Origin of the sequence: Trebonia sp. (assembly GCF_030042015.1) — a bacterium.
Classification (GTDB): domain Bacteria; phylum Actinomycetota; class Actinomycetes; order Streptosporangiales; family Streptosporangiaceae; genus Trebonia.
On record NZ_JASIAL010000141.1, the window covers coordinates 1 to 11,722 of the forward strand.

An 11,722-nucleotide genomic window follows, 5' to 3' on the forward strand; every position below is an offset into this window, starting at 1 on the left:
CGGGCGTTCCCCCGGCGCCATCCGGCGTCGGCGCGGCCTTCGCGGACCGGCGCGCGACCGCGGCGAGCACGGCCAGCGCCAGGACCGCGACGATGACCCACGCTACCGTCGGCCACACCGTCCCCGGAGCCGGCGGCAGGGTGTGGCCGGTCCCTGCTCGCGGCGTGGTCAGGGGCGCCGGAGGTGGCGTGCCGCGGGCAGCGGCCGCGTGCCCGTTCCCGCCCCGGTCGAGAAAGACCGCGATCGCGATGGCGAGCACGGCCATCGTCACGACGATCCCGAGCGGCCTGGCCCACCATGGCGCCGGCGGCCGCGACGGCACTAGCCCGAAGTCGTCGTCCCCGCGCTCGCGCCGCCGGGGCCTGCGCAGCTGCAGGACGACGAGCACCGCGCCGCCGGCCAGCGCCGCGCCGCCGACGACCCCCACGAGGGCCGTGGCCGCGTGCCCGCTCGCGGCGTCAAGCACCGCGGTCGGGGCGGCGGACAGCGCGCCGCGCGCCCCGAGCCCGATCGCGGCGAGCGCGAGCAGCAGGGACACGGTGCCGACACGGGTCACCTCACGCACCCGCGGCGCGCGCATCCTCGTATTGTGGGCTGAACACCTGCAGGTACAGGTCCTCGCCATAGCTCGTGGACAGCGGTTCGCCCTCGGGGAGCTTGAACGTGCGCTGCCCGTCGGGCCGCCGCTGGGCGCGCAGGAACAGGGCCTTGCCCGTATTGGCCGCGTAGCAGTAGCCGGCCAGGTCATAGAGGTGGGTGACGAAGACGATCCGGATGCCGGCCTCGGTGAGAGCCCGGATGATCTGACGGGCGATCTCCGAGCCCTCCCGCTCGTTGGTGGAGGCGAACGACTCGTTGCACAGCAGCAGCCCGCCCGAGGCGATCCGGTCGGTGATCGCGCTCATCCGGTCGAGTTCCTCATCCAGCTTCCCCTTCTCCATCGTCGCGTCTTCCTCGCGCTTGAAGTGGGTGAAGACACCCGAGCAGACGCTGCCGGCGAACGACTGCGCGGGCACGAACATGCCGGCCTGCATCATGAGCTGCGCCTGGCCCACGGCGCGCAGGAACGTGGACTTGCCGCCCTGGTTCGCGCCGGTGATCATGATCAGCTGCCTGCCGTCCGCGGCCACGTCGTTGCCGACGACGCCGTCGTCCGCGCTATCCGCGCCGTCCGCGCCCTCGGTGCCGGCGCCGAGGGCAAGCGCGAGGCCCGCGTCGTACAGGCCGCGGGCGGACAGCCGGTCCCCGTGCATCCCGGCCGGCACCGGGTAGCACACTGGCTGGCCACTGGCCGTGAGCCGCTCGCGCAGGTTCAGGCAGCCGAGGTAGAACCCGAGCTCGGCGCGGAGCAGCTGGTAGAAGCTCTTGATATGGTCGGTCGACTGGGCGAGCGAGTTCGCGGTGTCGTTGACGCCCCGGCTGGTCAGTTCGGACAGCGCGCGCAGCCCCGCCTCGTCCCGCTCGGCGACCGTGAAGCCGAACGTGGCGCGGTTCATGGCCGGCAGCCGGTCCCGCCAGCCCCGGCCCGCCGGATGCCGGCGCAGCACGTAGCCGGCTCCCTTGTTCCCCTTGCCGAGCCGCGCGCTGACCAGCGCGCCGCGGCGGAAGTCAAGGTCGGCCAGGTGAGCCTCCATCTCGGCGAAGTACCCGTCGGTGAGCTCGCCGGCGAGCATCGCGAAAAACCGGGTGAACCCCTCGGAGCGGAAGCCCGGCGCGTGCTTCGCGGCCAGGTCCGCCAGCCGGTGCAGCGACTTCACGTACAGCGCCATGAGCTGCCTGGAGCGCCGCAGGATCGTGTCGGGCGACTCGCGGAACAGGAAGCCGAACACCTGCCGCTCCGCGCTGATCGTCTCGACCGCCAGGTTATACAGGTCACGGACGGCGACGGGGTGGGCGACGCAGTCGGCCAGCACGTGCTGGCGGTAGGTGATTTCCGCCGGGCTGGCCAGCCCCGAGTGAATCCCCTGCCGGGCGACGGCGAGCAGGAACGCGTCGCCGTCGGCCATCGCCTCGACGAGCGGGCCAAGCTCCAGGTCCGTGGCCAGGTCGGGCTCGTTGGACGGCAGCTCGCCCGCGGGGTTGAAGTCGCGGTCCGGGTACATCAGGAAGGCCTTCATGCTGCCCTGCCTCCCGCCTGCCCGCTCATGCCAGGCGCTCCTTCAGCTGAGGGTACGTCAGCCCGTACTTGCGCGCGATCGCGGTCGCGTAAGCGAGCCCGTCGGCGGGCTTGCGCACGATCCGGTAGGTGCGCTCCGCCGGGTTGTCCGGCACCACCGTGCCCACCATGGACACGCATGCCTCGTTGAGCGAGGCCAGCTCGTCGACGAACGTGACGTACAGGCCGAGCAGGCCCAGCCCTATCATCGTCTCAAGCACCCGCTCGCCGATGAACCGGGCGTCCCGCAGCGTGGTGGAGGCAAAGCTCTCGTTCATCACCAGCAGGCTGCTCCCGGTCGCGCTGCCGAGCACCTCCCGGATCCGGATCAGCTCGTCCTCCAGCTTGCCGCGCAGCGTCGCCAGGTCTTCCTCCCGCTCGAAGTGGGTGAAGACGCGGTCCGGCAGGAACAGCCGCGCCCGCCGGGCGGGGACCGGGTAGCCGAGGCTGGCCAGGTAGTGCAGCTGGCCGAACATCCGCGCGAACGTCGTCTTGCCGCCGTGGTTGGGCCCGGTCACCACGAAGATCCTCTCCGCGCCGGACAGCCGGAAGTCGTTGGTGACCACGGCCGTGGACCTCGGTACGAGCTTGGCGGCGAGCGCGAGGTCGAACGCCGCCTCCACGTCGGTTTCCTTCTCGCCGGCCGACACCCGCGGGTGGCAGAACTCCAGGCCCGCCTCCTTCAGCGGCGCGATGTGGTCCAGGTAGGCGAGGTAGAACTGGACCTCACGGTCGAAGGCGCTCACCGTGTCGTCGCGGAATTCCGCGTGCCGCTCGCAGAAGCCGTCAAGCGCGCCGAACACGTCGGGGAACAGCCGGGCTACCCGGTCGGCGATCTGTTCCTCCACGTGGTTCATCTCCGGCCAGTTCGAGAACTGGCCGTGGTAGTCCTTGACCGCTCCCCCGGCGAACTTCGCGAACGTCGCGACGACGTCCGCGCTGAAGTCGGCCTCGCCGTCGTACCGCGTGACGGTGACCCGGTTACCCCGGATGTTGACGCAGTACCGCACCCCGTCAAGCGCCCCGGCGACCTCGTCGGCCTCGGCCGCCAGCCCGCCGAACTCCGCCGAATCGGCGTAGCCGGCCAGGTACTCGCGGAACGCGGTGAGGCCGCGCGAGGACAGGTCTGCCGCACCGAACGCGGCGGCAAGCGCGCGCACCGCCGCGCAGTAGCCGCGGGCCGCGTCGAGGAACCAGGCCTCCTTCTGGTACCGGTAGCGGAGCTTGCGCGCCTGGGCGAGGCCATCGCGCACGGTCCGCATCCGCTCCGCGAACTCGGCGATGGCCGTGGCGGTCGCATCGACGTACAGGTCCCGCAGCACCGCGTGCCGGTATTCCACCGCCGCGGCGTCGCGCAGCGGAATGCGGAACAGCGGAGTCAGGTCATACTGCTCCCGGCCGGCCACCACCGCCGCGAACACCTGGTCCAGGTTCAGGTCCGGGAAGAACGACGGTTCCGCGGGCTCGCCAGCCTCGACGGGCTGCCCGAACAGCACGCTAATAAGCGGCATGACAAAGTCACCCCAACCTCCACCGGCTCCTTGATCCGGCAGAAGCCATCAGCCGGGGCGGCGGTTCAGGTGGGCTTCATCACCTGTCCCAATTGTACGTCATTACATCGGCCCGGCTATCGCGGCCCGATGCTCCGCAGGTCCGGGGACAGCAGGTCCGCGACCCGGGTGCACGGCCAGGCGGCGCGCCGCCGCTGCGTCTGCTCCGGTGTTTCCTCCATGACCGCCAGGTAGTCGTCCGGGCCGTCCCAGCGCGGGCACTGGCCGTGCAGCGGGCACGGGCTGCTGGCTGGCCGGCCGGCCGGCCGGCAGGCCGGGCGGGAACCCGACCGGAACGTCATGAGCGCCCGCCAGATGAGCAGGACCTCGTCATCGCTTACCTTGGCCACGGCGGCCCCCAGGGCATCCAGGAAGGGACCGTTGGCGGCGTCTCCGCGTTCTCGGCGGGCCCCTCCGCCGTCAGCTCACGGTAGCGCAGCCGGCCTGGCGTGGCCGACGGTGACGCGCGCCTCACCCTCCGAGTCCCAGGCAGCACACTGGTACCGGTAGACTGGCGAGCGTCCAGATGACGTCCTGGCGTGGGGGTCTCGGCCCCCCGAACCGCCGCGAAGCCGCGGCTTATGGCTGCTGAGCTCTGGATGCAACCGTGACCGAGGAGTCTTCCCGCGTGCCCCAGTCGCCTGCCGGCGCGATCCTCGCCCCGCCGGTGCTGTCCGGCCGCGATGCCCGCGGGCGGCGCGCTCGGGACGCTGCTGCGCGCCGCCGGGATCGGCGGCGCGACCACCCTGCGCGGCGTCTGGGGCTTCCACGGCGACCACGCCCCGCACGGTGACCGCCTGCTGCAGCTCGGCCGCCGCGTCCCCGCGGTCACGATCGTGGTGGACACCCCCGAGCGCATCGCCGCCGCGTTCTCCGCGATCGACGAGCTCACCGGCGAGCAGGGCCTGGTCACCAGCGAGACCGTGCCCGCCAGGCGGGTGAGCGCGGTCCGCGCCGCGGCCTGACGCCCGTCGTATTGTCAGCCGCCGCGCTGCCTAGTAGCGTCACGAGCAGAGGTGATGGGACTCACCTGCGCGCCAAACGCGGAGTCGCCCGCTAATGGTCCCTACTCCGGCGACGGTTTAGGGAGAGGCGTCGTGTTCACCTCGATGATTGTGTTGCGCGTGGCCGCGCCGGCCGCGGTGTGATCCGCGTGTCGCTGTCTGCCAGGGACCAGCGGATTCTCGACGAAATCGAGCAGGACTTCGCGGCCACCGAGCCGCGCCTCGCTCGTGCCCTCGCGGCCGGGCGGCCGCCGGGACCTGGCCGCGGTCTTCGCCCGGCCGCCGCCCGCAACCGGCCAGGTCGCGGCATATCGCCCCCCGTGCTGGTCGTCTCCTGCCTGGGAGCGGGCGTCGCCATGCTGGCTGCCGGGCTGGTCCTTGGCATCGTGGCCCTAGCCTGTGCGGGTTTCGTCATTACCCAGGTCAGCCCGGTCCTGGGCTACCTATGCCACCGAGTCAGCCTGGCCAGCCTGTGAGCGGCCATCGTCCTAGTCGTCGATCAGCCGGGCGCAGGCACCGAACAGGCGCAGGTCGGCGCCGATCGCTGACTGGCGGCTGAACGCGGCGATATCACCATCGGACAGCGAGTTCCAGCACAGCCGGTCGGCCAGCGCCAGTGCCCGCGTCACCTCGACTGCCAGCCAGGCAGCCGGCCTGGTCTCGACCTCGCGGCGCAGGTTCGCTACATCACCAGAGGCGGCGTGCTGCGCGACGGCCTGCAACAGCCCCAGCCGCACCGACAGCTCACCGATGAGATAGTCCTGGGTCATCTGCGGCTCACGTCCCCTTCGTGACAGGGACCGTTGGCGTCCGCATTCGAAGGCGAGCCCCTCCGCCGCCGTCCACGATACCTGACCAGCCGGGAGCCGCACCCGCCTGGCTCAGCCGGTGCAGCCAGGGGCGCAGGCGCTGGCGCGGATTAGGCGGGCACCCCTCCGCCGCCGCTCATTCCAGCCAAGCCGCCCCGGGGCTGATCTGGCAGAATGGGCACGCACCGGGTGATGGGGCCCACCCCCGCAAACGCGGCCAGGCAAGACGGGCGCGCTGACGGTCCCTCGCCATTGAGCCGGGAGGTCCCGCATGCCGTCAACACCTCAGCGTGCCGTGGCGCCGAAGGCGCTGACGTTCGTGGTCATGGTCGGGATCATGAGCTTCTTCGCCGACTTCACCTACGAAGGGTCGCGCAGCATTATCGGCCCCTATCTGGGGTTGCTCGGCGCTGGGGCGTTCACGGTCAGCGTGGTCAGCGGGGCCGGGGAGTTCATCGGCTACAACATCCGGCTGCTGTCCGGGCCTGGCGCCGACCGGACCGGCCGGTACTGGCCGGTCACGATCGGCGGCTACATCGTGCAGATGTCGGCTGTCCCGCTGCTCGCGCTGGCCGGGAGCTGGCAGGTGGCCGCGCTGTTGATCATCGCCGAGCGGATCGGCAAGGGAATACGGAACCCGCCGCGGGACGCGATGCTCTCGCACGCGGCGAAGGAGATCGGCTACGGGAAGGCATTCGGGCTGCACGAGGCGCTCGACCAGTTCGGCGCCATGTTCGGCCCGCTCCTGGTCGCGCTGGTGCTGACCGTGAGCCATCAGGACTACAAGGCCGCGTTCGCCGCGCTGGCGATTCCGGCCGCCGTCATGCTGTCGCTGCTCGCGGTCGCCCGGCTGCTCTATCCGCGGCCGCGGGACCTGTCTGCCGACTCGGCCCAGCCGACCACCAGCCGTTTCCCCCGTGTTTTCTGGGTGTACCTGGCCGCGGCGGCGCTGGCCGGCGCGGGCTTCGCCGACTTCCCGCTGATCGCCTACCACTTCCAGCATGCGGGAACCGTGTCGGTGGACCTCACGCCGGTGTGCTACGCGGTCGCGATGGCCGTCAGCGGCACCGGGTCGCTGGTGCTCGGCCGCATCTTCGACCGGGCTGGCATCGGGGTGCTGGTCCCGCTGACGATCGTCTCCGCCGCGTACGCCCCGCTGGTGTTCCTCGGCGGCTTCTGGGCCGTCATGGCCGGCTCGGCGCTGTGGGGCCTGGGCATGGGCGTGCAGGAGTCGCTCATCCCGGCGGCGGTCGCGCCGATGGTCTCCGCTGACCGCCGCGCCTACGCCTACGGCCTTTTCACCGCCGCGTACGGCACGGCCTGGGTGCTCGGCAGCGTCGTGATCGGCGTCCTCGTCGACGTCTCGGCAGGCGGGCTCGTCGCGTTCTGCGTCGCCGCCGAGCTCGCCGCGATCCCGCTGATCCTCGCCGTCCGCCGCCAGACCAGGCCGAGGTTACGCGCCGCCGCCCGGCGCTCCGCACGCAGGTCGCCTGCCGCAATCGCCCGGCGGCAATGTGGCGATCCGTCCCGATCTGATCCTTTACCGGCTGTCTTCGGAGATCTATCCTCAGATCGGGTACGGCGGAGGGGCTCGCCGTAATTGCGGTTGCGCCAACGGTCCCTGTCGGAGAGGACAGGAGGCCGTGTGTCCGTGCCCATTCTTGACGCATGCCGTCCATGCGTACCTGGCGCGAGCGCGGGATTGGCGTGCGCGTACTGCCAGGCGGACAGGGACGGCGACCCCGCCGGCAAGCTGCCGGCGGACGATGACCTGGAACCCGCCTGGCTGGCTCACCTGTACCTGTGCCGGGGGCTGTCGACCTACGCGGTCGCCCGGCGCACGGGGCTTGACCGGCAGCGGGTAACCAGGGTGCTGCGCGCGGCCGGCGTGCCGTTGCGGCCCCGCGGCGCTGGCCGGCTGCGCCCGGAGCGCCGGCCGGGCGATCCCCCTGACCTGCCGAAGCTCATGCGCGAACTGTATGCGGAAGCAAGGCTCAGCTCCCGGCAGCTCGCGGCGATTCTCGGCATGCCCGAGCGGACGGTCAGGGAGCGGCTGCGCCGGTACGGGATCAAGGCGCGCACCCGCGGCGGGTGGAACCGCGAGGACCGCACGGCGGTGCCCGCCGGCATCCTGCAAGTTCTCTACAGCGAACTGGGCATGACGGCGGCCGAGGTCGGCCAGTGCGCCGGGGTGTGCGTGGACACGGTGCTGCGCAGCGCGCACGCCCTGGGCCTGCCGGTCCGGTCGGGCGGCGCGATACCCCTGTCGGGCCCGCAGGAGATCGAGCTGGTCAGCGCCCTGTACGAGGATCCGCTTGTCGACGCGACGCTGACCGCGTACGGCGTCCCGCGCGTGCCACCCGGCGGCGAGGTCAGCCAGCGGTTCCCCGAGCCCGTGCCGCTGACCGCGCCGTTGGTCGAGGACCTGTACTGGACCTGCGGCGTCGGCCTGAACCACGTCGAGTTGCTTACCGGCCAGGCCGCGGAGAGCGTCCGCGGGTTCATGCGGCGGGCCGGCATCCCGCTGCGCGATCCAGGCGGCCGGAGCCCGTTCCTGCGGCGCTGGCGGGCATGCCAGCCGCAGCCAAGACCACATGAAACAAGCCACGCGGAGCGCGCGGCACGAACAAGTAAACAGTAAGGGAGATGCACAATGACGACATCCGACGCGATAACGGAGCAGGCGTCGACGCCGACGCCAGCCAAGGCGGGGATGGCCAACCCGGCGCCGTGGGCGGTGACCGCGTTCGCCACCACATCGTTCATGCTGGGCATGTACCAGACCGGCCTGCTGAACTCCGCGGGCGTGCCGATCGTGCTGCCCGCGGCGTTTTTCTTCGGCGGCCTGGTCCAGATCATCGTCGCGGTCCTGGAGTTCTCCCGGGGCAACCTGTTCGCAGGGTCGGTGTTCGGCACGTACGGACCGTTCTGGGTCATCTTCGCGGCGTTCGAGACGCTGTACGCCGCCAGTGTTCCGGCCGCACAGCTCAGCTCGGCGACGAGCTTGTTCCTGGCGGTCTTCGCAGTCATAACCTTCTACCTCGCGGTGGCGTCGCTGCGCACCGACTTGGTGCTGGCCATCATCCTGTGGCTGATCTTCGTTGGGCTGGTCCTGCTCTCGATCGGCGCGGGTGCCAGCAGCAGCGGCGTGACCAAGGCCGGCGGCTGGGTGGTTCTCGTCTTCGCGGTCCTGGCCTGGTACCACGCCGCCGGCGACATCATCGAGTCCACCTTCGGGCGCAAGGTGCTGCCGTTCGGCCCTCCGCCGCTGCGTTAGCTCAGGCACCCCAGGCCGCGGGCGGGATCTGACACCGACCTGCCCGCGGCCCCCGAAGCCACGGTTATCTCCCGCCGCGGATTGGGTAGTGAGCAGTCGGCCGCTGATCGTCTCAGCCTGCTGGCCTGGACCTGAGTCGGACGGCTGTGCGCCAGCAGGCTGCCTGACGAGGCGGGAGGGCCGGTGGAGGCGGAGCGGGAGCGGCGGGCGGATAGCCCGCCGGAGACCTGGCAGGAGCACTGGTTCGACCACCGGCAGCTGCTGCGGCTGTACTACAGCGACAGCCACTGCGCGATCTACCTGGACCCCGGCGTCCGCCGGAGGCAGGTCCGGTGGCTGCCGCCCTACATCAGCCAGGTCTGGCAGTACTCCAAGGCGGCCTATGGGGACGGGTTCGGGCCCGATCCGCGGATCTATTCCATCCACCATGCCGGGCGTTATGGCGGCGGCCACGCCGGCTATTACGTCAGCCCCGTCCATGACTACCACAACGTCAGCGACTGCGGCCTGGACACCTGGCGGGAAGGCGACCCTCTCGCCCCGGAACTGCCCGCGCATGAGATAGGGCACACCGTCGAGAGCGCCAACAACGGCGCCCACGGCTCCCCCGCCTACGAGATCTGGGGCGACAGCAAGTGGGCCGAGTTCTACATCTATGACCTGTATACCGCGCTGGGCATGGACGGCGCCGCCCGGCGCGTGCATCGCCGGTTCACCGGGAACAGGGATGATTTCCCGCGGCCGGGTACCCGCTGGTTCCGTGACTGGTTCTACCCGCTGTGGCGCGACTGCGGGCAGGCCGCGGTCATGGCCAGGTTCTTCGCGCTGCTGGCCGGGTACTTCCCGCGCGACAGGGACGGGACCTACACCCGGCGGATGAACTGGGGTGAGTATGTCCACTTCACCAGCGGCGCGGCGGCCGCGGACCTGAGCGGCCAGGCCGCCCGCGCCTTCGGCTGGCCCCCCGGGCGGGCCGCCCAGCTTGAGCGCGCCCGCGGGCAGTTCCCCGGCATCACCTACTAGTGCCGGCGGGTGTCAGTGCCCGGCGGGAGTACGCTCCTCGCACGCCCAGGGAGCACCGTGGCTGTTCAGGAGTTCGAGGAACGGCTCGGCCGGCAGCGCCTCCGGGCCGAGGACGCCGGCGCCGGACCATGTGCCCGAGTCGAGCAGCTCAAGTGCCACCACCGGGTTGATCGCGGTCTGCCAGACCACCGCCTGCGAGCCGTATTCAGCCATCGACCAGCTGTTGTCCACGACGTGGTACAGGTAGACCTCGCGCGGCGACCCGTCCTTGCCCGTTCCGCTGACCCAGGTGCCGGCGCAGGTAAGCCCCGACATCGCGGCGCCAAGCCCGGCCGGGTCGGGCAGGCATGCGGCGACCACATCCCGCGGCGAGACGGCCGCCGCGCCCACCTGGACGGGGGTGGTCGAGTCCAGGCCGAGTTTGTGGATCGTCTTCAGCACGCCGATGAACTCCTCGCCCAGCCCGTACTTGAAGGTCACCCGGCCAGCATCGATCCAGCGCGGGACCAGCAGGACCTCTTCGTGTTCCACGTTGACGCACTCGAGCGGCCCGATCCCGGCCGGGAAGCTGAAGGTCTCCGGCTCGCTGAACGGCTCGGTCGTGTACCACTGCCTGCCGCGCTCCCAGACGATCGGCGGGTTCAGGCACTCCTCGATCGTCGTCCAGATCGAGAACGTCGGGGCGAACTCGTACCCTTCGACCACCAGGTTCGCGCCATCGCGGACGCCTATCTCGTCGATGGACGCGAACAGCCGGTCTGCCGCGTAGCGGGCGAACACGTCCGACAGCCCCGGCTCGACCCCGATGCCGCACAGCGCCAGCAGCCCGCGGCGCTCCCATTCCCCGGCGAGTGCGAACTGCTCATCACCCAGCTTGACCCCCGGCTGCCGGTACGGGTCGGACGCGTGCGGGTGGGACAGCGACATCGCCATGTCGAGGTAGGTAACCCCAGCGGCGAGGGCCGCGCGGAAGATCGGCATCACAAACCGCGGGTCGACCGCGTTGAGCACGGCATCGCATCGCTCGGCCCTGATCAGCTCCGCAATCGCCTGCTCGTCCGTCGCGTTCAGTTGCACCGCGGCGAACCGGTCGCCGCCCCCTGCGATCGCCCGCCGCGCCCGCTCCTCGTGATAATCGGCCATGACGACGCGCTCGAAGAGATCCCACCGCGCGACCGTTGCCGCGACCGCCGACCCTACTCCGCCAGCGCCGACGACTAGCACTCGCATCATGCGCCTCCCGATTGATTGCCCGACGGCGGACCCGGCAGGCCGATCCCGCCAGACGTTACCGCGCGACGCACAGGACTTGGTTCAGCCTAAGCCGGTGACCCCCCGACGGTAACTACCGGCCCGCAAGTGCCCCGCTCAGCCACGGAGCGGACTGGGCTTTACAGTCCACAGCGGGGGTGTCCCATGCTCCGCCAGGCAACGGCCTAACCGGCGCCAGCTCGCCTGCGAGCTGGGGGTGCCCGAGGAGGAGCTGGCCGACGGGGCGGACCGGATCACCGACCCGGAGGGCCACGGGCCGGGCATCTGGTTCCACGCCGTCCCCGATGCCAAGGTGGTCAAGAACCGGCTGCACCTCGACATCCGCGCCGGCGGTGAGTGGACGGACCCGATCGAGACTCGCCGGATGCGGATCGATGCGGAGGCCAGCCGGCTGGCCGGCCTGGGCGCCACCATCACTGGTGTGCTGTCCGGCGAAGAGAACTTCTACGCGGTCGGGATGAAGGACCCGGAAGGCAACGAGTTCGATATCAACTGATCCGGCGAGGCTGACGCCGGCAGCACGGTCAGCGACTGGCACACTGGCGGTGTGGAGCCAGTCGCGGGGGTTACGACCGCGGGTCGCGGCGGTCGCGCCGGACAGCGGGCCAGGTACGGCATCGACGGCGGATACG

12 protein-coding genes, 1 pseudogene and 2 riboswitches are annotated in these 11,722 nt (G+C 71.0%); of the genes and pseudogenes, 7 read left to right on the plus strand and 6 right to left on the minus strand.

Going from position 1 to position 11,722, the window contains the following annotated elements:
* The 4 genes and pseudogenes from Q1N79_RS07145 to Q1N79_RS07160 all read right to left on the minus strand — a co-directional run.
* A pseudogene (locus tag Q1N79_RS07145) lies at window positions 1-580 on the minus strand (hypothetical protein); the annotation flags it as partial.
* Window positions 558-2,117 (minus strand): hypothetical protein, encoded by a 1,560-nt coding sequence (locus Q1N79_RS07150; protein ID WP_300605806.1) that lies wholly within the window; start codon window positions 2,115-2,117, stop codon window positions 558-560. The gene Q1N79_RS07150 and the pseudogene Q1N79_RS07145, both read right to left, overlap by 23 nt.
* Window positions 2,118-2,142: 25 nt before the next feature.
* Entirely contained in the window at window positions 2,143-3,666 is a 1,524-nt protein-coding gene (locus Q1N79_RS07155) for a hypothetical protein (protein ID WP_300605808.1), read from the minus strand.
* 32 nt (window positions 3,667-3,698) lie between these two features.
* Window positions 3,699-3,759: riboswitch (Fluoride riboswitch) on the minus strand.
* Window positions 3,760-3,782: 23 nt separating this feature from the next.
* Window positions 3,783-4,055 carry a hypothetical protein gene (locus tag Q1N79_RS07160; RefSeq protein WP_300605810.1) on the minus strand — a complete coding sequence of 91 codons (273 nt, stop codon included), beginning with the start codon at window positions 4,053-4,055 and terminating at the stop codon, window positions 3,783-3,785.
* A gap of 333 nt (window positions 4,056-4,388) precedes the next feature.
* Between Q1N79_RS07160 and Q1N79_RS07165 the strand changes: the two genes are divergently transcribed.
* Both Q1N79_RS07165 and Q1N79_RS07170 read left to right on the plus strand, forming a co-directional pair.
* Window positions 4,389-4,670 (plus strand): DUF190 domain-containing protein, encoded by a 282-nt coding sequence (locus Q1N79_RS07165; protein ID WP_300605812.1) that lies wholly within the window; start codon window positions 4,389-4,391, stop codon window positions 4,668-4,670.
* 41 nt (window positions 4,671-4,711) lie between these two features.
* A riboswitch (Fluoride riboswitch) is annotated at window positions 4,712-4,781 on the plus strand.
* Window positions 4,782-4,858: 77 nt separating this feature from the next.
* Window positions 4,859-5,185: a DUF3040 domain-containing protein gene (locus Q1N79_RS07170; protein WP_300605814.1), complete on the plus strand. Its 327-nt coding sequence runs from the start codon at window positions 4,859-4,861 to the stop codon at window positions 5,183-5,185.
* A 12-nt stretch (window positions 5,186-5,197) separates the two neighbouring features.
* Here Q1N79_RS07170 and Q1N79_RS07175 read toward each other — a convergent pair whose 3' ends face one another.
* Window positions 5,198-5,479 carry a hypothetical protein gene (locus Q1N79_RS07175; RefSeq protein WP_300605816.1) on the minus strand — a complete coding sequence of 94 codons (282 nt, stop codon included), beginning with the start codon at window positions 5,477-5,479 and terminating at the stop codon, window positions 5,198-5,200.
* A 310-nt stretch (window positions 5,480-5,789) separates the two neighbouring features.
* Between Q1N79_RS07175 and Q1N79_RS07180 the strand changes: the two genes are divergently transcribed.
* From Q1N79_RS07180 to Q1N79_RS07195, 4 genes are all read left to right on the plus strand, one after another.
* Window positions 5,790-7,118, plus strand: coding sequence for an MFS transporter (locus Q1N79_RS07180; RefSeq protein ID WP_300605818.1), 1,329 nt, complete (start codon window positions 5,790-5,792; stop codon window positions 7,116-7,118).
* 45 nt (window positions 7,119-7,163) lie between these two features.
* On the plus strand, window positions 7,164-8,159 hold the full coding sequence (locus tag Q1N79_RS07185) for a winged helix-turn-helix transcriptional regulator (RefSeq protein ID WP_300605820.1): 996 nt from the start codon (window positions 7,164-7,166) through the stop codon (window positions 8,157-8,159).
* Window positions 8,160-8,171: 12 nt separating this feature from the next.
* A complete protein-coding gene (locus Q1N79_RS07190) occupies window positions 8,172-8,795 on the plus strand; it encodes an acetate uptake transporter (RefSeq protein ID WP_300605821.1) in 624 nt (207 codons plus the stop codon).
* Window positions 8,796-8,978: 183 nt separating this feature from the next.
* Window positions 8,979-9,818 carry a hypothetical protein gene (locus Q1N79_RS07195; RefSeq protein ID WP_300605824.1) on the plus strand — a complete coding sequence of 280 codons (840 nt, stop codon included), beginning with the start codon at window positions 8,979-8,981 and terminating at the stop codon, window positions 9,816-9,818.
* A 12-nt stretch (window positions 9,819-9,830) separates the two neighbouring features.
* On the opposite strand, the gene Q1N79_RS07200 is transcribed toward Q1N79_RS07195, so the two are convergent.
* Window positions 9,831-11,048, minus strand: a complete 1,218-nt coding sequence (locus Q1N79_RS07200) for a saccharopine dehydrogenase C-terminal domain-containing protein (protein ID WP_300605826.1) — start codon at window positions 11,046-11,048, stop codon at window positions 9,831-9,833.
* A gap of 238 nt (window positions 11,049-11,286) precedes the next feature.
* Between Q1N79_RS07200 and Q1N79_RS07205 the strand changes: the two genes are divergently transcribed.
* Window positions 11,287-11,586, plus strand: coding sequence for a VOC family protein (locus Q1N79_RS07205; RefSeq protein ID WP_300605827.1), 300 nt, complete (start codon window positions 11,287-11,289; stop codon window positions 11,584-11,586).
* The last annotated feature ends 136 nt before the right edge of the window (window positions 11,587-11,722 follow it).